A 23,084-nucleotide genomic window follows, 5' to 3' on the forward strand; every position below is an offset into this window, starting at 1 on the left:
ATCAATGGATCAGCACTTGTCCTTGCGGCCCATCAGCTTGCCCAGGCGCGAGGCTTCCTCGCACTTTGGTGCGGCCACCGGCGCGGGTGCCGCCGCGGCGGCGCGCGCGCGCTGCAACTGCTGGATCTTCGCGCGGATCTGCGGCATGGCCGCCATTGCGGCCTTCTCGCCTTCCAGGATCGCGGTGCCGCGCTGGCTGAAATCGGCGGCGCCGATGTCCAGTACCTTCGGACGGATGACGATGTCGGCGCGCGCCAGCTCCTGCTCGCCCAGGCGCTGGCCCATGATCGAGATGGACTGGTTGACGATGCCCAGCATGTCCGTCGGTGCCTTGCCGCTGGCCTTGCTGGAGATGTCCACGGCGATCACGAAGTCGGCGCCGAGCTGGCGCGCGGCATCCACCGGCACCGGGCTGACCACGCCGCCGTCGATGTAATTGCGGCCGCCGATCTTCACCGGCTCGAACACACCGGGGATGCTGCTCGACGCGCGCACCGCCTGGCCGACGTTGCCGCGCACGAAGATCGCGCGCTCGCCCGTTTCCAGCTGGGTGGCAACGGCGGCGAACGGTTTCTTCAGGCGCTCGGCGGGACGGTTGGCGACCTGCTCGTTGACGTAGTCCTGCAGCTTCTGGCCCTGCACCAGGCCACCGGAGAACAGGCGTACGTCGCGGATGCTGGCTTCGTCCAGCGCGACTGCCTTGCTCTGCATCTGGAAGGCGTCCATGCCGCTGGCATACAGCGCACCGACCACGCTGCCGGCGCTGGTGCCGGAGACCACGGCCGGCTCGAAGCCGTTGGCTTCCAGCATCTTGATCACGCCGATGTGCGCGAAGCCCTTGGCCGCGCCGCCACCGAGGGCGATGCCGATCCTGATCGGCTTGGCCTGCGGCACCACGGTCGGCGCCGGCGGCGGCGTGGGGCGGACCGGGTCGCCACCGCAGCCGGCCAGCAGGCCGATCAGGGCGACGGACAGCAGCATGCGGGGGCGGAACAGGCTCATCGGCAGTGCGCTCGCGGCGCTGGATTCAGGAAAGGGCGCCAGCATACCGAAGCCGTGGCGGGGCGGGCAGGGTGGGGGGAACTCCCTATTCAGCAAAAAAACGTGAATCGCTTCTGGTGGGTGCGGACCTTGGTCCGCACAAATGCCTGGTCGCGCGCTGAAGGAATGTGCCAACCAAGGTTGGCACCTACCAAATGAGTGGGTCAGAACCGGTTGTCACCATCCAGCATCCGGCCCAGGCCGCCCAGCACCGAGCCTTCGCCGCGGCTCTGGCCGCCGCCCTGCGGTGCGGCCATCCACATGCGGCCGGCCAGGCGCGAGAACGGCAGCGACTGAAGCCAGACCTTGCCGGGGCCGGTCAGCGTGGCCAGGAACACGCCTTCGCCGCCGAACAGCATGCTCTTGATGCCGGCCACCCGGCGCACGTCCATGTCCACGCTGGAGTGATAGGCCACCACGCAGCCGGTATCCACGTCCAGGCGCTCGCCGGCGGCCAGCTCGCGCTCGATCACGCAGCCGCCGGCGTGGATGAACACCCAGCCGTCGCCTTCCAGCTTCTGCATGATGAAGCCCTCGCCGCCGAACAGGCCGGTCATGATCCTGCGCTGGAACTGCACGCCGATCTGCACGCCGCGCGCGCCGGCCAGGAAGCTGTCCTTCTGGCAGATCAGGCGGCCGCCGTGCTGGTCCAGTTTCATCGCCAGCACCGTGCCGGGGTAGGGCGCGGCGAAGGCGACCTTGCCCTTGCCATGCCCGCTCTGGGTGTAGACGGTGGCGAACAGGCTCTCGCCGGTCAGCACACGGCGGCCGGCGGCCATCATCTTGCCCATGAAGCCGCCCTGGTCACCGTTGGCAGCGCCAAACACCGTGTCCATCTGCACCGTGGCGTCCTTGAACATCAAGGCGCCGGCCTCGGCAATGGCGCTCTCGCCGGGGTCGAGCTCGAGCTCCACGAACTGCATTTCATGGCCGACGATGCGGAACTCGATGTCGTCGGCGCGGCCGCTGGCGCCGGCGGCGACCGGGACCGGCGGCGGTGTGTTGGGCATGCCCGGGGCCGGAGCCTGCAGCTCGGCCACCTCGGCGATCGGCGTCCACCCGCTCATGCCCTGGCACCATGCCAGGGCGCGTGGATTGGCCTGCGCGTAGCGGCGTGCGGCCCCGTCATCAAGCGGGCCGATGCGCTCGGCCTGGGCGGAGGCATGGAAGTACCACTGGGTCATGGCGGCGGGTCCGTCGCGTGGAAACCCCGAGTCTAGCGAGCGCCCGGGGGTGCCGGCGACGGGGCCATGAACGGCGGGCATTTGCGGCGTAGGTGCTGTATTGCAACAATTATCTGGTAGCGCCGTTTTACCACCCCTCCAAACACAGCCTACCGCCATGTCCCCGACCCGCACTTCCCGTGGCCGATTTCCGGTCGCGCGCCCCCTCGTTGCCGCTCTTTCCGCCCTGCTGCCGCTGGTAGCAGCCGCCCAGGAAACCCCCGCTGCCAAGGATCCGGTTGCCCTCGACGCCCTGCAGGTGACCGCGCAGCGCCGTGTCGAGAACGCCAAGGACGTGCCGGTCGCGCTCTCCGCGATCCAGGGCGAGAAGCTGGATGTGCTCGGTTCGGCCGGCGATGACATCCGTTTCCTGGCCGCACGCGTGCCCAGCCTCAACATCGAGTCGTCCTACGGCCGTGCCTTCCCGCGCTTCTACATCCGCGGCCTGGGCAACACCGATTTCGACCTCAATGCGTCGCAGCCGGTGTCGCTGGTGTATGACGACGTGGTGCAGGAAAGCCCGCTGCTGAAGGGCTTCCCGCTGTTCGACCTGGCCAACGTGGAAGTGCTGCGTGGCCCGCAGGGCACGCTGTTCGGCCGCAACACCCCGGCCGGCGTGGTCAAGTTCGATTCGGCGCGACCGTCGCAGGATGCCGACGGCTACGTGCGCGTGGGCTACGGCAGCTACAACAGCTGGAACGTGCAGGGCGCCTACGGCGGCCCGCTGACCGATCGCTGGTCGGCACGCGTCTCGGCGATCTACCAGCGCCGCGATGACTGGGTCGACAACACCCGCGTCGGCGCTCCCAACAGTGGCTTCGAAGGCTATGACGAAGCCGCCGGCCGCGTACAGTTCCTGTACGAAGGCGATGACTTCGAAGCGCTGTTCAACCTGCACAAGCGCAAGCTCAATGGCACCGCCCGCCTGTTCCGCGCCAACATCATCGAGAAGGGTGGCAACTCGCTGGTCGAGAACTTCGACCGCGACAAGGTGGCCAACGACGGCGTCAACTTCTCCGACCTGAAGACCTGGGGTGGCAGCGCGCGCCTGCAGTGGAACCTCGGCTCGGTGACGCTGCACTCGATCACCGGCTACGAAACCGCCGAATCGCTCAACCGCGGTGACATCGACGGTGGCTACGGCGCGGCGTTCCTTGGCGCCGGCAACTACGGCCCCGGCCTGATTCCATTCTCGTCGGAGTCGGCCGACGGCCTGCCGCATCACCGCCAGTGGACGCAGGAAGTCCGCATCGAGTCCAACGAGTGGGGCCGCTTCGACTGGCAGGCCGGCGTCTTCTACTTCGATGAAGACGTGACCATCAACAACTTCAACTACGACTCGCTGGCCCCGGGCAATCCGCAGACCGGCCACGTGGTGCAGAACCAGCGCAACAAGGCCTGGGCGGTGTTCGCCTCGGGTGACTTCGATGTCACCGACCGCTTCAAGCTGCGTGCCGGCGTGCGCTACACCCAGGACAAGAAGGACTTCAGCGCCAGCGTGCTGCAGGCCGTTCCGTTCGGCACCCCGGTCAGTGGCCCGTACCTGGCCAACACCGACGTCAACGACGTCAGCTGGGATGTCAGCGGCGTCTACAAGCTGACCGACGACATCAACGCCTATGCCCGCGTGGCCAAGGGCTTCCGCGCGCCGTCGATCCAGGGCCGCCTGGCCTTCGCGCCAGGCCTGTCGCAGGCCGATTCGGAGAAGGTGATCTCGTACGAGGCCGGCATCAAGGCCGACCTGTTCGAGCGCCGCGCGCGCCTGGGCCTGAGCGTGTTCCGCTACAACGTCGATGGCCAGCAGCTGATCGCGGTGGGCGGCAGCAACAACACCGCCACCCTGCTCAACGCCGACAAGACCATCGGCCAGGGCGTCGAGCTGGACCTGGAGGCCTACCTGGCCGACAACGTCCTGCTGACCTTCGGCAGCAGCTACAACGACACCGAGATCAAGGACAAGAACCTGGCGGTGGCGATCTGCGGCGGTGGCTGCACCATCACCGACCCGACCACGGTGATCAACGGCCAGACCTATGCGCTGGTGAACGGCAACCCGCTGCCGCAGGCGCCGAAGTGGATCCACAACGCGACCCTGCGCGTGGGCTTCCCGCTCAGCGATGGCAGCGAGCTGTACGCCTACACCGACTGGGCCTACCGCAGTGCGGTGAACTTCTTCATCTACGAGTCGCCGGAATTCCGCGGCCGCAGTTCGCTGGAAGGCGGCCTGCGCCTGGGCTACAACTGGGATTACGGCCAGTACGACGTGGCGGTGTTCGGTCGCAACCTGACCAACCAGACCCGCGTGGTCGGCGCGATCGACTTCAACAACCTGACCGGCTTCCTCAACGAGCCGCGTACCTGGGGCGTGGAGTTCACCGCGAAGTTCTGATGCGGTGGCTGCGTTGATGCAATGCAGAAGGGCCGGCGCAATGCCGGCCCTTCTGGTTTCCTGCTTCGTGTAGAGCCGAGCCTGCGCTCGGCTGCTCTGAGCCGAGCATGGCTCGGCTCTACAGAGGCATGGCCTACAGCGCGCTCTGCGGGCGCACCTTCAGCACCGCATTCTCGGTGGCGCAGTCGCGGCTGGAGTGCCGACCGGCCTTGCGCGCCGCCTCGATCTCCTTGCGTGCGGCCAGCAGGTCCTTGTTGAAGGCAGCGTTGTCATGCAGGCGGGCCACGGCGGCCGCGCCCATGAAGCGCCCTTCGAGGATGTCGCTCTGCCAGTGCACGTTGCACACCAGGCGGCTCTCGCCGTAGTTGCGGCCGCGGGCCTGGATGGCATCGGCGCGGTCCGGCGCGATCTCCGACAGGATCAGGGCCCAGGCCCAGCCGATCGAGGTGTGGCCGGACGGATAGGAACCGTTCTTGCGCAGGCCGTCCTCGTCCTTCGGCGAGCAGGTCGGCTCACCGTTGACCATGAACGGGCGCGGGCGCTGGTAGTGGTTCTTGGCCGCCTTGGTGGCGGCGCTGGCGTCGATCCGGCTGCGCTCCAGCAGTCGGTACAGCGCCGGGGTCTTCACTGCATCGACGTCGATGTCGGCGGCACAGGAGAAGTGGTTGGCGCCTTCGGGGAAGCCGAGTTCCGCATCGACGCCGGCCTGGGCGAAGCGCGGGCTGCCACGCAGCGCGCGGGCTTCACGGCTGACCTGTTCGTCCAGGGCGAGGGCGGCCGAACCGGCCGCCGGTGGTGCCGGCACCAGGTCCAGGCTGGCCGGAACCGCGCTCGTGTCCAGATAGCCCACCGCCTTGGTGGTGATGTTGGCTTCGACGGCGGTCGGCTTGCTGGCGGTGGCTGCGCAGCCAGCCAGGACCGCGACAACGGTGAGACCGAGCAGTGGGCGGGCAGTGTGGGAAATCAGCGACATGGACGGCTCCAGAGGAAAAACATCGCGTCATGATCGCAGCCCGTATGCGACACCGCAGTGGCCATCGGTCATACGGCCAGACCCGGCATGGTCATCGGGGCAGTATGAAAAACGTCATCGAGTGTCGTCAGTCTCCTGAATCCGGGCGCAGCGCACGGACTTTCACGCGCCTGCGCCGCGAGCATCGACACAACGGGGTCGAGAGGCCGTCCAGTTCCAGCCGGGTCGGGGGGATCCACTGACAGAGGGAGAGAAGCGATGCGCAGCACCGCAACAGGAAGTACCGTCCTGGCCCTGCTCCTCGGGCTGGCAACCGCCCCGGCGCAGGCCGCCGACGTGGTCGGCGTGGCCTTCGTGCATGGCACCGGCGCGCAGACCAATGCCACCCAGGACTACTGGCAGCCGGCGATCATCGACACCGTGCGCCAGGGTCTGCCGAACAGCAGCAACTACGTCGTCATCAACTGTGACTTCACCCAGTACATGTGGAAACCGGAAGCGGCCGGTTGCCTGGCCAACCAGCTGACCGGCTTCATCGACAGCCGTGGCATCACCCAGCTGGTGGTGATCACCCACTCCAACGGCGGCAACGTGATGCGCTGGATCCTGTCCAACCCGACCTACGACAGCCGCTATCCGAAGATCATCCGCACGGTGCGCAAGGTCAATGCGCTGGCTCCGTCCTCGGCCGGTACACCGCTGGCCGATGCAGTGCTCAACGGCAATACCTTCGAAACGTCGCTGGGCTGGCTGCTGGGCTACAAGAACGACGCGGTACGCCAGCAGCAGGTGGCAAGCATGGCCACCTACAACGCGCAGAACCTGTACGGCACGGCCGGTCGCCCGGCGCTGCCCAAACCGTTCCGTGCGGTGGTCGGCAGCGATGTGGAATCGGCGGTGTGGGACAGCAACAGCTACTGCGGTGGCTACGCCGCCAATGTCGGCCTGGAGTTCACCCAGAACTGGCTGTCGTCCTGCTCCGATGGCTTCCTGGAGTGCAGCAGCCAGAAGGCTGCCGGCACCACCTGGTTCACCGACAAGGCACGCACCCAGGGCGCCGAACCACTCAGCCACAACCAGAGCCGGCGCGAGTGCTTCGGCCTCGGCACCCTGCTGCGCAACGACCTGAACCAGTGAGGGAGATGACCATGACGAACCATTCCACCCTGCTGGCCAGTGCTTTGCTGGCCGTGCTGTCCCTTTCCGCAGCGCAGGCCGCGCAGCCGCTGCAGGCCGCCCGCGCGGGCGATCAGGTGCCTGCCGCACTGGTGGCCGCGCCGCTGCCCGCCGATGAAAGCGAGCACGCGCCGCTGTCCTTTGCCTGGGCGCTGGACCCGGCACAACCGCTGCAGGCGGCCACGCCGTATGCCTCGGTCAGCCGCAGCTACTGGCAGCAGGTCGATGGCACGCAGCTGCAACGCGGCCTGGACCTGCCGCTGACGGCGCCCGATGCGGTGATCCAGCTGAGCCCGGCCGCAGGTGCCCGCGCGCTGCCGGCCAACACCCTGCAGGTGCGCGACCCGGCCGGCCGCAGCAGCGTGGCCCGCAGTGTCGATGCGCGCGCGCTGCAGGATGCCGGCATGCCGGTGAGTGATGGCAGCAGCATGCTGCGCACCGGCGCGACCAGTTCGGCCGGTGCGTACACGCTGCAGAGCACGCAGGCGCAGGGCCGCTATGTGGTGCAGGTGCTTGAGCCGAACAGCCCGCTGCGGCTGGAAGTGCAGGCCAACCAGGCGCAGGTGCTGGCTGGTGGCAACGTGCAGCTGCAGGCACGCCTGCTGGAAGACGGCGCCACCACCGCGCAGCTGGCATCGCGCCGTGGCGGCCTGGGCGGTGAAGCCCTGCTGGTCGCACCGGATGGCCGCAGCTGGCCGCAGCGCCTGCTGCGCACCACCGACGGCAGCCTGCGCGCGCAGGTGCGCATCCCCGCCGATCTCGGCAGCGTGCAGGGGCTGTGGGAACTGCAGGTGTTCGCCCAGGCCGATGGCGTGCTGCGCGACGGCAAGGTGGCTTTCGCGGTGGCACGGCCGACCGCGCGCTTCAGTGGCCAGGCGGCACCGGACCCGTCCAGCCGCCAGGTGGCACTGCCGCTGCAGGTGGCCGCCGCTGGCCGCTACGAAGCACGCGGCACGCTGTACGCCACGGCCCGCGATGGCCAGTTGAAGCCGGTCGCGCAGGCACATGCGGCGGCGTGGTTCGATGGCCCCGGTGCAGGCCAGCTGGTGCTGCCGTTCGACCAGGCCGCATTGCCGGCCGGTTTCGGTGCGCCGTACGAACTGCGCGACCTGCAGCTGCAGGACCAGAGCCGGATGGCACCGATCGAGTCGCGCGCGCTGGCGTTGCGGTTCTGAGCACGGCGGTGGCGGGCCGGGATATCCGGCCCGCTGCATTGCATCCTGTAGAGCCGAGCCGATGCCCGGCTGCTGTTTGCCGTGATCAGGAGCAGCCGAGCATCGGCTCGGCTCTACAGTGGCATGTCGATCACCCCGCGTACGCGGTCAGCCGGCCTTCCTGCTCGCATACGGTGATCGCGCCGCCGAACACCGCCGACAGCGGTTCGTTGCGCAGCAGCTCGGCGCGGGTGCCGTCGGCCAGTACGCGACCATCGCGCAGCAGCACCACGCGCTCGATCTCGGGAATGATCTCTTCGATGTGGTGGGTCACCAGCACCAGGGTGATGCCCTGCTGCGCCAGCACCCGCATGGTCGCCACCAGCTGCTCGCGGGCGACCAGGTCCAGCCCGGTGGAGGGTTCGTCCAGCAGCAGTGCCTGCGGTCGATTGACCAGCGCGCGGGCGATCAGCACGCGGCGGGTCTCGCCGGCCGACAGCTCGGCATAGGCGCGCTCGCGCAGCGACAGGGCACCGGTCATCGCCAGCGTTTCGCCGACGCGTGCACGCATGTCGGCGGTCACCTCGCGGAAGGCCGGCACCACGTAGCTGGCGAAGAAGCCGGACAGCACCGCCTGTTCCACGGTCAGGCCGGGCATGTCGGCCAGGTTGCTGCTGAGGTCGCCGGTGACGATGCCCAGCTGCGAGCGCAGCCGGTCCACCTGCCAGCGGTTCTGGCCCAGCACCTTCACCGCCACCGTGCCGTCGCCCTGCGCCAGTGGATACAGTTCGCGGGTGATCAGCTTGATGAAGGTGGATTTGCCGCAGCCGTTGGGGCCGAGCAGGGCGGTGTGCTGGCCCTGCGCGATGCGCAGGCTGAGCCCGTGCAGCACCTTCACCTGGCCGCGCACCACGGTGGCGCGGTCCAGTTCGATCAAGGGGGGTAGCTCCGCGACGGGCGGGGCGGCGGTCATGGCGCTGGCGCGTGGATCAAGGCTCGACAACTCAGGTCCCCAACTGTGAACGGTGCCACGGATGGCGATGCGATACATCGCCGCAGGGATGCAGTTTGCAACGCAAGCGGCCATCATGTCTGCCATCCCCGCGTCGATCCGGAGAGCCGTCATGCCTGATGCCCTGATGTCCCTGTTGACCGGTGGTGTGCTCGGCCTGGGGTGGTGGGCCATGCTGGCAGTGCTCCTGGTCTTCACCCAGATCACCATCTTCTCGGTGACCCTGTACCTGCACCGCAGCCAGGCCCATCGCGGGGTCGATTTCCACCCGGCGCTGGCCCACGTGTTCCGTTTCTGGCTGTGGCTGACCACCTCGATGATCACCCGCGAGTGGGTGGCCATCCATCGCAAGCACCACGCCAAGGTGGAGACCGAGGACGACCCGCACAGCCCGGTCACCCGCGGCATCGGCAGGGTGTTCTGGCACGGCGTGGAGCTGTACCGGGAGGCACGCGGCATGCGCGCGGACATCGAACAGTACGGGCGCGGTACCCCGGACGATGCGATCGAGCGCCACCTGTATACCCCGCACGCCACGCTGGGCCCGGTGCTGCTGCTGGTGATCAACAGCGTGCTGTTCGGCCTGCCCGGCGTGGCCCTGTGGGCGATCCAGATGGCATGGATCCCGTTCTGGGCAGCCGGCGTGGTCAACGGCCTGGGCCACTGGTGGGGCTACCGCAACTACGAGTCTGCCGATACCTCCACCAATCTCACGCCGTGGGGGTTCTGGATCGGTGGCGAGGAGCTGCACAACAACCACCATGCCTTCCCCAGCTCGGCGCGCTTCGCGATGCGGCGCTGGGAATTCGACATCGGCTGGAGTGCGATCCGCCTGCTGCAGGCGCTGCGCCTGGCCAAGGTGCTGCGGGTGGCACCGGCCATGGACGTGCGTCCGAACATCGCCGTGCCCGATGCCGAGACCCTTAAGGCGCTGCTGTCGCATCGCTTCCAGGCGATGACCGACTACCAGCGCAATGTGTTCATGCCGGCCCTGCGCGAGGAAGCCGCCCAGGCCGGAGCCAAGCTGCGCCGCCTGCTGCCGCGCCGGCTGCGCCGTGGACTGGTCAACGATGGTCGCTGGCTGAAGCCGGACAGCCGTGCCCAGCTCAGCGCATGGGTGGCACAGCGCCCGCGCATCCGCACCCTGGTTGAGTACCGCGCGCGGCTGGCGGCGTTGCTGGAAGCCCGAGGCCACGACGCCGCCGAGCGCCTGCACCAGTTGCAGGCGTGGTGCCGCGAGGCCGAGGAAAGCGGTATTGCGGCGTTGCAGGCCTACGCCGCACGCTTGAAGGGCTACAGCCTGGTGGGCGCATGAGGGCAGGGTACGGGCTTCTGCTGGCGGCACTGCTGCCGGGCGCGGCGCTGGCCCAGGTCACCGACACCGCCAGCTATCTGCAGCGGATGGACAGCGATGGCGACGGCAGGGTCAGCGAGGCCGAGTACGTGCAGTGGATGCTGTATGCCTTCGACCGCATGGACCGCAACGGTGATGGTGTGCTGACGGCCGAGGAGCTGCCCGGTGGCAAGGGCAGGGCGATCAGCCGCGAGCAGCAGCGGCAGGTGATCGTGCAGCGCTTCCACAAGCAGGATGCCAACGGTGATGGTTTCCTGGATGCGCGCGAACTGGCGGCGCCTCCGCGCTAAAGATTCCCGGCGTGCTGCCGATGGTGGGTTCGACGCGATCCCGGGTACCGGTCGATCCGCACGGGTAAGGCGATCTGGCATGTCGACCGCGATGGATCGCGGTAGGGGGAAGGACATGGAAGGGAGTGCGGTGCCATTGCGATGATCGATGCCGAACGGAATCGCCTGCACTGGCCCGACACGACCCAAGGATCCCCCATGAAATCGAACCCACCCCTGCTGGCGGCCGCGCTGCTCGGCAGCCTCGTCATCGCCTCGCCTGTGCTGGCCAATGAGCCACCCCCGACCGCCCCGTCCGACACGGCGACGGCTGCAGACGTTCCCGCCGCTGATGCCGGCGTTGTCGCCGCCGTGGCGGAGCTGCCTGCCTGGGAAAGCCGGGTGCCGGTGAGCGTAAAGCTGCAGATGGGCGCGGATGGCCAGCCAGTCGGCGACAAGACGCTGCGCCTGGTGCAGCGTTCCACCACCGGCAAGCTGGTGGCCGCGCAGGTTGCCGTGTCATTGTTTTCCGGCACGCTCGGCGGCAGCTCGTTCAAGAAGGACCAGCTGAAGGGAACCCGGGTGGAGACCGTTCCGAACCCGGCCTTCGGTTACCTGCAGGACCAGGTGCGCATGCGCCTGGCCGAGTACTTCACCGCGCATCCGGGCGCTGTGCCGGCAGAGGTACGGCCGGTGCAGATCACCGCCGATGGCTTCACCCTGATCTACAAGGAACTGGGCGATGCCGATACCCAGTACGAGCTGCGCCAGACCCAGCACGTCGGCTTCCCGTATACCCGCAAGCTGTTGCGCCTGGTCGGTGGCGAAGGCGTGCAGTGCCAGGTCGACGCACCGGTGGCCGCACCCCTGGAAGCCTGGCAGGCCGGCGACTATGCGTTGGTCAAGCAGACGGCCGAGCGCTACAGCGACCAGTGCCTGGCCCGGTTCGTGGAAACGCTGCCGTCGCTGTTCCCGGACCGTTCCGCCGCTGCGGCACCGGTTCCGGCGGAGCCCGTGCGCGCCGGCCAGGGCGCCTGACACCGGTCGATGCCGGGGATCATTCCCCGGCATCGACGGCCAGGTGCCGGCCGCAGAGCGGGGATAGAATCCCTGCATGCCTGAACTGCCCGAAGTCGAAACCACCCGCCGCGGCCTGGCGCCGCACCTGCAGGGCCGCCGCGTGCATGGCGTGATCCTGCGCCGCGCCGACCTGCGCTGGCCGATTCCACCGGAAGTGGCCGAGCTGCTGCCGGGGCAGCGCATCGAGGACATCCGCCGGCGCGCCAAGTACCTGCTGCTGGATACCGCCATCGGCAGCGCGGTGCTGCACCTGGGCATGTCCGGCAGCCTGCGCGTGCTGCCCGGTGACACACCGCTGCGCGCCCACGACCATGTGGATATCAGTCTGGACAACGGCCGCCTGCTGCGCTTCAACGACCCGCGCCGATTCGGCAGCCTGCTCTGGCAGCCCGCCGGTGAGATCCACCCGCTGCTGCAGGGGCTGGGCCCGGAGCCACTGGACGAGGGATTCGACGGCGACTACCTGTTTGCGCGCAGCCGTGGCCGCAGTGCGCCGGTGAAGACCTTCCTGATGGACCAGGCGGTGGTGGTGGGCGTGGGCAACATCTACGCCGCCGAGAGCCTGTTCAAGGCCGGCATCAGTCCGCTGCGCGAGGCTGGGAAGATCTCGCGCGAACGCTACCAGCGGCTGGCCGACGCGGTGAAGGAGATCCTGGGCTATGCCATCACCCGTGGCGGCACCACCCTGCGCGATTTCATCAGCCCCGATGGCGCGCCGGGCTACTTCGAACAGGAACTGCTGGTGTACGGCCGTGACGGGCTGCCCTGCCCGAACTGTGGCCGCGCGCTGAAGCGCGCCACCATCGGCCAGCGCGCCAGCGTCTGGTGCAGCCACTGCCAGCGCTGAGCCGGCAGCCAGCGGCAGCTGAACGGGCAGGGCGCGTCTCCGCTGCCCGTTAACGTTTGTCTGCCTATGATGGCCGACCTTCCTCCCTGTGCCTGACGCGCCTGCATGCAACGACGCGACTTCATCCGCAATGCCTCCCTCGCCCTGGCTGCATTCGGCCTGCCGTCCCTGCCCGCGTGCGCGGCCAGCAGGAGCGGCCAGATGGGCCTGCGCCGCCTCGGCCAGCCGCAACCGTTCGACTTCGCTACCCTGAAGGGCCAGGCGCGCGCGCTGGCGCAGGCGCCCTACAAGAGCCACAAGCGGGTGCTGCCGGGCCGTCTGGAAGGACTGGACTGGGACCAGTACCAGTCGATCGGCTACCGCCAGGACCATGCGCTGTGGGCCGACCAGCCCGGCAAGTTCCAGGCCAAGTTCTTCCACCTGGGCCTGTACTTCCATTCGCCGGTGCGCATGTTCGACGTGGTCGACGGCAAGGCGCAGGAGCTGGCCTATGACGGCGCGGCGTTCAACTACGGCAAGAGCGGCATCAAGGATGGCGAGCTGCCGGCCGACCTCGGCTTCGCCGGCTTCCGCCTGAACACCCGCAAGGACACTGACCGCGACTTCGCCGCCTTCCTCGGCGCCAGCTACTTCCGCGCGGTCGGCAAGGAAGGCCAGTACGGCCAGTCCGCGCGCGGCCTGGCGATCGACACCGGGATGGGCAAGCCGGAGGAATTCCCGGATTTCATCGCCTACTACCTGGAACAGCCATCGGCTGATTCGGACACGATCGTGGTCTACGGCCTGCTGGATTCACCCAGCGTGGCTGGCGCCTATCGCTTCGCGATCACCAATGGCGACGTGCTGCTGATGGACATCGACAGCGCGCTGTACCCGCGCAAGCCGATCGAGCGGCTCGGCATCGCACCGTGCACCAGCATGTACCAGGTGGGCGAGAACGACCGCCGCATGGCATGGGACTGGCGCCCGGAGATCCACGATACCGATGGCCTGTCGCTGTGGACCGGCGCTGGCGAATGGATCTGGCGGCCGCTGCTGAACCCGCGCAACCTGCGCTTCAACATGTTCGTGGACCGCAACCCGCGCGGCTTCGGCCTGCTGCAGCGCGACCGCAATTTCGACCATTACCAGGACGACGGCGTGTTCTACGAGAAGCGCCCGTGCCTGTGGGTGGAGCCGAAGGGCGAATGGGGCGAGGGCTCGGTGCAGCTGGTGGAGATTCCCACCGTGGACGAGACGTTCGACAACATCGTGGCGTTCTGGAACCCGAAGGAAAAGCCGCAGCCGGGCCAGGAGCTGCTGGTCGGCTACCGCCTGTACTGGGGCGCCGAACCGCCGGCGCGCCCGCCGCTGGCGCACTGCGTGGCCAGCCGCACCGGCCTGGGCGGTGTGGTCGGCAAGAAGCGCGAGTACTTCAGCTGGCGCTTCGCGGTGGACTTCGAAGGGGGCGAGCTGGCCAGCCTGATCGACAAGGGTGAGGTCGAGGCGGTGGTGGAAGCCAGCCGTGGCCGGGTCGAGATCGTGTCGGCGCGCCCGCTGCGCGAGATCAACGGCTATCGCGCGATGTTCGACCTGGTGCCGCCGGAAGGCAGTACCGAGCAGATCGACATCCGCCTGTTCCTGCGCAGTGGCGGCAAGACGCTTACGGAAACCTGGCTGTACCAGTACACCCCGCCGCCGGCGGGTGCGCCGGAGCGCACGCTGTACTAAGAGGGGTTGGGTTTGCAGGGCTTGCAGCCCTGCACCTGCAGACATCAACGTCAACGTCAAAAGCGGGCATTCCGTGGGACGGCGGGGTGGGTCCGGCGGCGGGAGACGCCGTAAACCCTTCCCTGGGGGCTTGGTCGCGGCATCCATGCCGCGAACACTCCCGCCACCGGACCCACCCCGCCTTCGACAGACCTCCGCGATCTGTCGGAATTGCTCATGGGGTCAGATCCGTTTTACGAAGGAAAACGGATCTGACCCCGGAATTTCATTCGATATCTGACAGATGTGTCGACCAAGGTCGACACCTACCAACAGCCGCGGCCAACTGTCAGAGGTGGGGCGGTGTCGGAGTGCGGGGTGTCAGCCGCATGGATGCGGCTGCCAAGCTTACAGGGACGTACTTGCAGCGTCCCCGCACTCCGACACCGCCCCGCCATCACACGCAATGCCAGCTCTTGCTGTTGCTGTTGCCGGCCAGCGGCCGGCACTACCGCGGGTGCAGGGCTGCAAGCCCTGCAAAAGAACACCCCTTACAGCGGCAGGGGTGCCTGCGCCGGATCGATCCGTCCTTCGCCGCGGGTGATCTTCTTGAACTCCGCACGGCTGACCGACACGTAGCGGTCGTTGCCACCGATCTCCACCTGCGGGCCATCCTGCACGGCGTGGCCATGCTCGTCCACGCGCACGGTCATGGTCGCCTTCTTGCCGCTGTGGCAGATGGTCTTGATCTCCTGCATCTCGTCGGCCCAGGCCAGCAGGTACTGGCTGCCCTCGAACAGCTCGCCGCGGAAGTCGGTACGCAGGCCGTAGCACAGCACCGGAATTCGCAGCTGGTCGACTACCTCGCTGAGCTGCCAGACCTGGGCGCGGGTCAGGAACTGCGCCTCGTCCACCAGCACGCAGCCCATCGGGCCGTTGGCCGCCAGATCCTGCTCCACCCAGCGCTGCAGGTCGGTATCGCGGTCGAAGGCCATGCCATCGGCGCGCAGGCCGATCCGCGAGGCGACCACGCCGGCGCCGGCACGATCGTCCAGGCGTGGGGTCAGGATCGCCACCCGCATGCCACGCTCGCGGTAGTTGTGTGCGCTCTGCAGCAGGGTAGTGGTCTTGCCGGCGTTCATCGCCGAGTAGTAGAAGTAGAGCTTGGCCATCGGCCAATTCTAGTCGCCACCCGGCCCGCCGTCGCGGATCTGCTGCGGTGCACCGATCTCGATGCTGGGCGCAAGCGCTGGCCGCCAGTAGTTGTCCTGCAGGCACCAGTAGTCGGCGGCCTTCCAGTAGTCGTTGTCGTAGACGATGTTGCCTGGTGTTGCGATGCCCTGCTCGTCGCCGCGGCGCTGCACGACGACCAGGGCCGAGCTCACGTAGCCGACGCGGCTGCCGGTGATCTGCCGGCGCCCGTCGCTGAGCGCCCGTTCCATGCGGGGCTTGGCTACGCGGTCGCCATAGTCGGCGTACACCTGTTGGCCGCGCTCGATCGCCTGTGCCTGCTGCAGCGGATCAAGGCGTGCCCAGTAGTGTTCCCGCAGGACCAGGAAGTCGTGGTACATGCGCTCGGCGGCCAGGTCCATCCAGATGTAGGCCATCACCGGGTCCGGCGCAGTGCCGATACCCTCCTGGTACAGCCTTGCCACCATTGCCTGGGAGAACTTGTCGGCGTAGCGTGCCGAGCGTTTGTAGTAGACCAGGGCCCTGGCGGGCTGTTTATCCTGTTCGGCCCGTTGGGCCATGCTTCGCCAGAAGAGGTCCGGGTGCGAATCGAAAAACCCTCCGGTCAGGACGGTGGGCGGAATCCGTCGCGGGGCCTCAACCGGACATTCCTTTGCGGCGACGGCAGCGGCCGTCGACAGAAGCAGCAACAGGCAGAGTGGAGCGTGTTTCGCCTTCATGATCGCCCTCCTGGCCATGGCCATGGAAAAAAACCAACGTCATCGCCCCGACTTCGCCAACGCCTCGTCCTGCCATTGCCGGTAGGCCACCGGATCCCAGTAACGGGCCAGCTGGTGCTTCTCCGGTTGCAGCACGCGCGGCCCGGCATCGCCGCGGCCCTGGCTGCGCATGGCGCCGCTCCAGCCGGCGCGGCTGCCGGTCTGCTGCATGCTGCCGGCGCGCAGCTCGCGTTCCAGCCGCGGTGTGGCGGCGGGGTCACCGAACTCGGCGTACAGCGCGCGGCCCTCGCGCACCGCACGCTCGCGTTCGTCGGCGGACAGCGCCTCCCAGAAGCGTTCACGCTGCACCACCAGCCACTCGGTGCCGCGCTCGGCCGCCAGGTCCATCCACGCGTAGCCCAGGGCGCGGTCAGCCGGGCCGCCTTGCCCGTTCCAGAGCATGTCGGCCAGCGCTGCCTGTGACAGCTTGTCGCCGTAGCGCGCGGCATTGCGGAAGTCGATGCGGGCTTCTTCGTGGCGGCCCCGTTCGCGGGCCTGCATGCCGAGCCCACGGAAGCGCAGGTCCGGATGGTAGACGAGGAACTCGTGCGACTGCAGCACGATCGCTTCATAGGCATCCGTGCGCGGCGGCGGGCCGGACCCGGCCGCAGGCAGGGCCAGCAGGCCGAGCAGGGCGGCCGCAAGCGGACGGGCGATGACAGTCGGGGACATGGACCACGCTCCTGTGTTCCGGTGCCGATTCAATACCTTACGGGCGGGCGCCATGCAAGTCAGGTGGGCCTGCCGGCACCCCGCTACAATCCTGTCCCCATGCACGGTCTGAATCCTCCCCAAGCTGCCGCGGTCCTGCACATCGAAGGCCCGTTGCTGGTGCTCGCCGGCGCCGGCAGCGGCAAGACGCGCGTGATCGTGGAGAAGATTGCCCACCTGATCGGCTGTGGCCGCTACCCGGCCCGCCGCATCGCTGCGATCACCTTCACCAACAAGTCGGCCAAGGAAATGCGCGAGCGCGTGGCCAAGCGCCTGCGCGAGCAGGACGCCGACGAGGTGACCATCTGTACCTTCCATGCGCTGGGCCTGAAGTTCCTGCAGATCGAACATGCCGCCGTGGGCCTGAAGCGCGGTTTCTCGATCTTCGATGCCGATGATGCCGCCGCGCAGATCAAGGACCTGATGTACGGCGCCAAGCCCGATGACATCGAGGACATGAAGAACCTGGTGTCGCGCGCGAAGAACGCTGGCCTGTCGCCCGAACAGGCGATGGCCGCCGCGCGCAGCAACCGCGAGAAGGAAGCGGCCAGCGTCTACGAGCGCTACCAGCTGCGGCTGACCGCGTTCAATGCGGTCGACTTCGACGACTTGATCCGCCTGCCGGTGCAGATCCTGGAAGAGAACCCGGAGATCGCGCTGGCCTGGCGCGAGCGCATCGGCTACCTGCTGGTGGACGAATGCCAGGACACCAACGACGCGCAGTACCGCCTGCTCAAGCAGCTGGCCGGTGAGAAGGGCAACTTCACCTGCGTCGGCGACGATGACCAGTCGATCTACGCCTGGCGCGGCGCCAACCCGGAAAACCTGCAGCAGATGGGGCGCGATTACCCCACGCTGGAAATCATCAAGCTGGAGCAGAACTACCGCTGCTCCAACCGCGTGCTGCGCGCCGCCAACGCGCTGATCGCCAACAATCCGCATGAGCACCTGAAGAAGCTGTGGAGCGACCAGGCCGACGGCGAACGCATCCGCGTGTGGGAATGCCGCAACAGCGAACATGAAGCGGAGAAGGTCGCCGCCGAGATCGCCTTCGTGGCGCAATCGCGCAACGTGCCGTGGAGTGACTTCTGCATCCTGTTCCGCGGCAACTTCCAGTCGCGCCCGCTGGAAAAGGCGATGCAGCTACTGCGCATTCCCTATCACCTGACCGGCGGCACCATGTTCCTGGAGCGCCAGGAAGTGAAGGACACGCTGGCCTGGCTGCGCCTGCTGGTGAACCCGGACGACGACACCGCGTTCATGCGTGCGGTGCAGTCACCCAAGCGCGATGTCGGTGCCGGCACGCTGGCCAGGCTGGCCGAACTGGCGCAGGAGAAAGACATGCCGATGGCGCATGTGGCCGAAACCATCGGTGCCCTGCAGCAGCTCCCACCGCGCGCGGCCAACAGCCTGGCGCGCTTCACCGACATCCTGCGCGACCTGCGTGCACAGATGCGCCAGGTGACGTCCGGCGACATGATCCGCAAGGTGGCCAAGGAATCCGGGTTGCTGAGCGAGCTGCGCCAGCAGGCCAAGGAAGAGGCCAGCTACCAGCGCCGCGCAAACAACATCGAGGAACTGGCGCAGTGGTTCGAGGGCGGCCCGCGCGGTGCAACCGCCGCCGACCTGGCCGGCCAGCTGGCGCTGCTGTCGCGCAGCGACAAGGACGAGGGCGGCAACCAGGTGCGCATGATGACCCTGCACGCTTCCAAGGGCCTGGAATTCCCGTACGTGTTCATCGTCGGCTGCGAGGACGGCGTGCTGCCGCACCAGGTCAGCCTGGACGAGGGCAACCTGCAGGAAGAACGGCGCCTGCTGTACGTGGGCATTACCCGCGCCAAGATCCAGCTGTGGATGAGCTACAGCAAGCTCACGCGCAAGTTTGGCGAGCACGTGCGGCTGAAGCCGAGCCGGTTCTTCGATGAGATCCCGGCCGAGGAGATCCAGCGCGATGGTGCGGACCCGGTGGCCGATGCGGCGCGGAAGAAGGAGCGGGCAAGTGCCGGGTTGGCGGCGATCGAGGCGTTGTTCGATTGACCGGGGCCGGACCGCTTCCCGATGGGAAGGGATCCGATCCCAGCTCACGGCTCTACAATCGGTTTTTCCATTGGAGGTCTGCGCGTGCATCCGATTGAAAGTGAACGCCTGCGCCTGCGTGCGATCGAACCTGATCGCGATGCGGTGCCGATGCTGGCGCTGTTGAACGATCCGGGTTTCCTGCGCTTCATCGGCGACCGTGATGTGCGCAGTGAGGCGCAGGCGCGGGAGTACATCGCGCTGCGGGTGCTGCACAGCTATGCGTTGAACGGGTTCGGCATGTATGCCATCGAGCGCTTGTCCGATGGTGCCTGGCTGGGCAACGCCGGGCTGGTGCGGCGTGATGGCCTGCCGGGGCCGGATATCGGCTATGCGGTGCTTTCGGAATTTGCCGGGCAGGGCTATGCCGGCGAGGCGGCGCGGGCAGTGTTCGCGCATGCACGCGGAGCGCTGGGCCTGCACGATCTGTATGGCATCACCGACCTGGACAACGTGGTGTCCGGAAAGATCCTGCTGGGCCTGGGCATGCAGGAACGTGGGGTGATCCAGCTACCGGGCGTGGACAGCCCGAGCCGGCTGTATGCCACGCCGGGCGCGGCCGAGGTTTGATCATGGTGGGTGCCGACAGTTGGTCTGCACTGCATCGGCAGGACATCCGGTAGTGCCGGCCGCTGGCCGGCAACCCGGGATAGCACTGGGGTCAGAGCCCGCCTTGCGGGATCCGACCCCAGTAGATTGCTTCAGACGCGCAGTTCGGCCAGCTGTGCCTGCAGCTCGGCCACGGCCGCTTCCAGCTGGGCCACGCGCTCGGCCAGGCCCGGGTCGGCCGCATCGCTGCTGCCGCTGCTGCTGGCGTACTTCGCCGCCAGCGCCGCGCCATCCACCTCGCCGCACAGCAGGTGCATGTAGCGGTCTTCGCGCTGGCCACTGGCACGCGGCAGCACCACCAGCAGGGCACGCTGCTGCAGGCGCTCGATGGCATGACGGGCTTCGTCGGTGTCGGCGAAGCGGTGCAGGCGCTCGCTGCGCGTGACCAGCTCGCCCAGCGTCTGTGGACCGCGCAGCAGCAGCAGCGCCAGCAGCACGGTCTGCTGCCGGGTCAGGTCCAGCGCGGCCTGCAGGCGGTGTTCGTAGCGATCGGCGCGCGAGGAGAAGTGCTGGCGGGCCAGGCCCAACGCCTCCAGCTGGCGCAGCGCGTGCTGCACGCTGCCAGCGTCCACGTTCATCACCGGCTCGCGCGCGGTCTTCTGGTTGGCCGCCGATTGGGCCGCGTTGACCGTCAGCGGGTAGGTGTCCGGGGTGGTCGCCTCCTTCTCCACCAGGCAGCCCAGCAGGCGGGCCTGCACGGCGTCGAGCAGGGGGACGTCAGGGGTCTGGGCGGAATCGGTCATGGCGGCCTCCGGAAGGGCAACGGGTCAACCGCCAAGCATAGCCGTCCCGGGGCCGGCTTTGCCGGTAAAATGCGCCGGTATATCTGATTGCCGGTGAATCCATGCGTCGTCCCGTTTCCCTGTCCCTGACCCTGCTCGCCACTGCGGCGCTGGGCCTGTCCGCCTGCAAGCGCGTGGAGGCGCCCGCCGCCGAAGCCGCGGCCCCGCAGGCGCCCGCTGCCGCCGCCAAGGCCGACGGCGCGCTCGATGCCACCGCCAACGACAACCTCAACGCAGTGCTGTGGATGCAGCGCGCGCAGGAGTACAGGGCGATCACCGAGCAGACCTACCGCGCCGCCGCCGACCACCTGGATGCGGCGTTGAAGGAAGCCCACTGGGATGCGCTGGTGCCGGAAGAGCGCGGCAACGACGCCAAGGGCCTGAAGCCGGCCGTGGTGCTGGACGTGGACGAGACCGTGCTGGACAACTCGCCCTACCAGGCGCGCCTGGTGCGCGACGGCAAGGAATACGACGAACTGACCTGGGACCAGTGGGTAGCCGAAAAGAAGGCCAAGGCGATCCCGGGCGTGGTCGACTTCGCCAAGGCTGCCAATGCCAAGGGCGTGACCCTGCTCTACATCTCCAACCGCGCCGTGCACCTGAAGGACGCGACCCTGGCCAACCTGCGCGAGCAGGGCCTGCCGGTGGCCGACGACAGCGTGTTCCTTGGCCTGGGCACGGTGGTGCCGGGCTGCGAGCAGGCCGGCAGCGAGAAGAACTGCCGCCGCCGCCTGGCAGGGCAGAAGTACCGCGTGCTGATGCAGTTCGGCGACCAGCTGGGTGACTTCGTCGAAGTGACCGCCAACACCAACGACGGCCGTGACGCGCTGCTGCAGCAGTACCACGACTGGTTCGGCGAGCGCTGGTGGATGCTGCCGAACCCGACCTACGGCGGCTTCGAGCCGGCGCAGTTCAACAACGACTACAGCCAGTCGCGCCAGGCCCGCCACGACGCCAAGCGCGCCGCCCTGGACTACGCCCCGTGAGCCGCGCACCGCTGCCGTTGCGCGCCGATGAGCGCCTGATCTTCGCGCTGGACGTGCCTGATCGCGTGCAGGCACTGGACTGGGTCGATCGCCTTGGTGACAGCGTGGCGTTCTACAAGATCGGCATGGAACTGCTCGCCTCCGGCGAGTACTTCCAGGTGCTGGATGAGCTGGCCCGCCGCGACAAGCGCGTGTTCGTCGACCTGAAGTTCTTCGACATCCCGGCGACCGCTGCAGCGGTGATCAAGGGCCTGTCGCAGTGGCCGGTCAGCTACGCCACCATCCATGGCTGGCACCCGGCGATGATGGAGGCCTGCGCGGCCGCCAACAGCAGCGACATGCGCCTGCTGGCGGTGACCGTGCTGACCTCGATGGGGCGCGCCGATCTGGCGCAGATGGGCGTCGACCGCGAGCCGGTGGACGTGGTGGTCGAACGCGCGTTGGCCGCCCAGGCAGCGGGCGTCGATGGCGTGATCGCCTCGGGCCAGGAGGCTGCACCGATCCGTGCCGCGACCGGTAGCGGGTTCTCGATCGTCTGTCCGGGCATCCGTCCCGGTGGTCCGGTCGGCGATGACCAGAAGCGCACCGTTGGCGTGGCCCAGGCCTTCGCCGATGGCGCCGACGCCATCGTGGTCGGACGCCCGATCCGCCTGGCGGCTGATCCGCAGGCCGCTGCGCGGGCAATCCAGCAGGAAATCGCGTCGGCTCTGGCTGCACGCTGAGCCCACCGCTGACGCCGGTCACGCCGGCACCACGAACGCCATTCCGATCCATGCGGGATGGCGTTCGCAATTGTTGGCCTGCGACTGTCGCAGGCAGCGCATTGCACCGAAACTGTGCGCGCGTTCGCGCTGCAGGCTTCATCCCTGCTTCCCAATCGATGCACCGGCACGGACCGCGGCCGCGCTGGTTCCAACCATTGATAGAGGAGTACAGGGATATGTATCGCAGCACCTCTTTGTTCATCGGCCTGTTGTTGGCCGCGTCCGCCGTACCCGCCTTCGCTGCGCCACAGGTGCGCGAAGCACCGCGCATCATCGGCGGTGAAGCAGCGCCGGCTGGCGAGTACCCGTTCATGGTCAGCATCCAGGGCATCTTCGACGGCGATTCGGATCATGACCGCCACTTCTGCGGGGGCACCCTCATCTCGCCTTCGTGGGTGCTGACCGCCGCGCACTGCATGCAGGGGGAAGCGCCGGGCGGCATCGCCGTCGTCGGCAACGCCGCGGCCCTGTCCACCGAAGCCTCGCCCCGCGCCTCCAACGTCAAGGCGATCCACGTGCATCCGGCATTCAACAGCGGCAACTCGCTGGAGCACGACGTGGCCCTGATCCAGCTCAACGCCCCCCTGGACGGTGCACAGCCGGTGGCGCTGCGGCTGCGGCCCGACGCCAGTTATCTCAAGCCGGGCCGCGAATTCACCGTGATCGGCTGGGGCGACACCGACATCGGCGATGGCCGGGTCTACCCGACCCAGCTGCAGACCGTGCAGGTGCCGTTCGTGGCATTCGATGAATGCCAGCAGGCTTACGGCGGGGAACTGTCGCGCGGCAAGGTGATCTGCGCCGGCCGCGAGGGCATCGACAGCTGCCAGGGGGACTCCGGCGGGCCGCTGCTGCTGCGCCTGCGTGAGGGCTGGACCCAGTTCGGCATCGTCAGCTGGGGCGAGGGCTGCGCGCTGGCCGGCTATCCGGGGATTTATGCCCGAATCGCCGAAAAACACGCCGTAGATTTCATTGAATCCGTCTGGCAGCACGATTGATT

General features: G+C 68.0%; 21 protein-coding genes. 13 read left to right on the forward strand and 8 right to left on the reverse strand.

Going from position 1 to position 23,084, the window contains the following annotated elements:
* Positions 1 to 9: 9 nt before the first annotated feature.
* Both AC5P56_RS15425 and AC5P56_RS15430 read right to left on the reverse strand, forming a co-directional pair.
* Positions 10 to 1,002 (reverse strand): patatin-like phospholipase family protein, encoded by a 993-nt coding sequence (locus tag AC5P56_RS15425; RefSeq protein WP_032958418.1) that lies wholly within the window; start codon positions 1,000 to 1,002, stop codon positions 10 to 12.
* Between the two features lie 203 nt (positions 1,003 to 1,205).
* On the reverse strand, positions 1,206 to 2,225 hold the full coding sequence (locus tag AC5P56_RS15430; RefSeq protein ID WP_014645430.1) for a TIGR00266 family protein: 1,020 nt from the start codon (positions 2,223 to 2,225) through the stop codon (positions 1,206 to 1,208).
* 157 nt (positions 2,226 to 2,382) lie between these two features.
* Between AC5P56_RS15430 and AC5P56_RS15435 the strand changes: the two genes are divergently transcribed.
* Positions 2,383 to 4,653, forward strand: coding sequence for a TonB-dependent receptor (locus AC5P56_RS15435; RefSeq protein WP_014645431.1), 2,271 nt, complete (start codon positions 2,383 to 2,385; stop codon positions 4,651 to 4,653).
* Between the two features lie 133 nt (positions 4,654 to 4,786).
* On the opposite strand, the gene AC5P56_RS15440 is transcribed toward AC5P56_RS15435, so the two are convergent.
* Positions 4,787 to 5,626: an acid phosphatase gene (locus AC5P56_RS15440; protein ID WP_049408886.1), complete on the reverse strand. Its 840-nt coding sequence runs from the start codon at positions 5,624 to 5,626 to the stop codon at positions 4,787 to 4,789.
* A 258-nt stretch (positions 5,627 to 5,884) separates the two neighbouring features.
* Between AC5P56_RS15440 and AC5P56_RS15445 the strand changes: the two genes are divergently transcribed.
* The gene (locus AC5P56_RS15445) at positions 5,885 to 6,763 is read left to right on the forward strand and encodes a hypothetical protein (RefSeq protein ID WP_032962353.1); all 879 of its coding nucleotides are present in this window, start codon (positions 5,885 to 5,887) and stop codon (positions 6,761 to 6,763) included.
* Positions 6,764 to 6,774: 11 nt separating this feature from the next.
* On the forward strand, positions 6,775 to 7,977 hold the full coding sequence (locus AC5P56_RS15450) for a DUF4785 domain-containing protein (protein WP_046427650.1): 1,203 nt from the start codon (positions 6,775 to 6,777) through the stop codon (positions 7,975 to 7,977).
* Between the two features lie 130 nt (positions 7,978 to 8,107).
* Here AC5P56_RS15450 and AC5P56_RS15455 read toward each other — a convergent pair whose 3' ends face one another.
* The gene (locus AC5P56_RS15455) at positions 8,108 to 8,929 is read right to left on the reverse strand and encodes an ABC transporter ATP-binding protein (protein ID WP_423179715.1); all 822 of its coding nucleotides are present in this window, start codon (positions 8,927 to 8,929) and stop codon (positions 8,108 to 8,110) included.
* Between the two features lie 151 nt (positions 8,930 to 9,080).
* Here AC5P56_RS15455 and AC5P56_RS15460 point away from each other — a divergent pair, with 151 nt between their 5' ends.
* The 5 genes from AC5P56_RS15460 (at position 9,081) to AC5P56_RS15480 (ending at position 14,228) form a co-directional block, all read left to right on the forward strand.
* Entirely contained in the window at positions 9,081 to 10,283 is a 1,203-nt protein-coding gene (locus AC5P56_RS15460) for a DesA family fatty acid desaturase (protein ID WP_014645436.1), read from the forward strand.
* Positions 10,280 to 10,612: an EF-hand domain-containing protein gene (locus AC5P56_RS15465; protein ID WP_014645437.1), complete on the forward strand. Its 333-nt coding sequence runs from the start codon at positions 10,280 to 10,282 to the stop codon at positions 10,610 to 10,612. The genes AC5P56_RS15460 and AC5P56_RS15465 overlap by 4 nt, the downstream gene beginning before the upstream one ends.
* A 198-nt stretch (positions 10,613 to 10,810) precedes the next feature.
* On the forward strand, positions 10,811 to 11,629 hold the full coding sequence (locus AC5P56_RS15470) for a hypothetical protein (protein ID WP_423179714.1): 819 nt from the start codon (positions 10,811 to 10,813) through the stop codon (positions 11,627 to 11,629).
* A 76-nt stretch (positions 11,630 to 11,705) separates the two neighbouring features.
* On the forward strand, positions 11,706 to 12,518 hold the full coding sequence (mutM, locus tag AC5P56_RS15475; protein ID WP_288496446.1) for a bifunctional DNA-formamidopyrimidine glycosylase/DNA-(apurinic or apyrimidinic site) lyase: 813 nt from the start codon (positions 11,706 to 11,708) through the stop codon (positions 12,516 to 12,518).
* Between the two features lie 105 nt (positions 12,519 to 12,623).
* Complete coding sequence (locus AC5P56_RS15480) at positions 12,624 to 14,228, forward strand: OpgD/OpgG family glucan biosynthesis protein (RefSeq protein WP_014645440.1); 1,605 nt, start codon at positions 12,624 to 12,626, stop codon at positions 14,226 to 14,228.
* Positions 14,229 to 14,758: 530 nt separating this feature from the next.
* Here the strand turns inward: AC5P56_RS15480 and AC5P56_RS15485 are convergent.
* From AC5P56_RS15485 to AC5P56_RS15495, 3 genes are all read right to left on the reverse strand, one after another.
* Positions 14,759 to 15,379, reverse strand: coding sequence for a thymidine kinase (locus AC5P56_RS15485; protein WP_008264720.1), 621 nt, complete (start codon positions 15,377 to 15,379; stop codon positions 14,759 to 14,761).
* A 9-nt stretch (positions 15,380 to 15,388) separates the two neighbouring features.
* Positions 15,389 to 15,958, reverse strand: a complete 570-nt coding sequence (locus AC5P56_RS15490; RefSeq protein ID WP_014645442.1) for an SEL1-like repeat protein — start codon at positions 15,956 to 15,958, stop codon at positions 15,389 to 15,391.
* A gap of 198 nt (positions 15,959 to 16,156) precedes the next feature.
* Positions 16,157 to 16,828: an SEL1-like repeat protein gene (locus AC5P56_RS15495; RefSeq protein ID WP_014645443.1), complete on the reverse strand. Its 672-nt coding sequence runs from the start codon at positions 16,826 to 16,828 to the stop codon at positions 16,157 to 16,159.
* Between the two features lie 99 nt (positions 16,829 to 16,927).
* On the opposite strand from AC5P56_RS15495, the gene AC5P56_RS15500 reads away from it, so the two are divergent.
* Entirely contained in the window at positions 16,928 to 18,904 is a 1,977-nt protein-coding gene (locus AC5P56_RS15500) for a UvrD-helicase domain-containing protein (protein WP_288496449.1), read from the forward strand.
* Between the two features lie 84 nt (positions 18,905 to 18,988).
* Positions 18,989 to 19,513 carry a GNAT family N-acetyltransferase gene (locus AC5P56_RS15505; protein WP_032962369.1) on the forward strand — a complete coding sequence of 175 codons (525 nt, stop codon included), beginning with the start codon at positions 18,989 to 18,991 and terminating at the stop codon, positions 19,511 to 19,513.
* A 131-nt stretch (positions 19,514 to 19,644) separates the two neighbouring features.
* Here AC5P56_RS15505 and AC5P56_RS15510 read toward each other — a convergent pair whose 3' ends face one another.
* The gene (locus AC5P56_RS15510) at positions 19,645 to 20,295 is read right to left on the reverse strand and encodes a YceH family protein (RefSeq protein ID WP_046427683.1); all 651 of its coding nucleotides are present in this window, start codon (positions 20,293 to 20,295) and stop codon (positions 19,645 to 19,647) included.
* Between the two features lie 101 nt (positions 20,296 to 20,396).
* On the opposite strand from AC5P56_RS15510, the gene AC5P56_RS15515 reads away from it, so the two are divergent.
* From AC5P56_RS15515 to AC5P56_RS15525, 3 genes are all read left to right on the forward strand, one after another.
* Positions 20,397 to 21,320, forward strand: coding sequence for a 5'-nucleotidase, lipoprotein e(P4) family (locus AC5P56_RS15515; RefSeq protein ID WP_032962372.1), 924 nt, complete (start codon positions 20,397 to 20,399; stop codon positions 21,318 to 21,320).
* On the forward strand, positions 21,317 to 22,042 hold the full coding sequence (pyrF, locus tag AC5P56_RS15520) for an orotidine-5'-phosphate decarboxylase (RefSeq protein ID WP_049442530.1): 726 nt from the start codon (positions 21,317 to 21,319) through the stop codon (positions 22,040 to 22,042). Before AC5P56_RS15515 ends, pyrF begins: the two co-directional genes overlap by 4 nt.
* Before the next feature lie 218 nt (positions 22,043 to 22,260).
* Positions 22,261 to 23,082, forward strand: a complete 822-nt coding sequence (locus tag AC5P56_RS15525; RefSeq protein ID WP_032962376.1) for a S1 family peptidase — start codon at positions 22,261 to 22,263, stop codon at positions 23,080 to 23,082.
* The last annotated feature ends 2 nt before the right edge of the window (positions 23,083 to 23,084 follow it).

Source organism: Stenotrophomonas sp. YJH_SMC_131 (assembly GCF_059367975.1).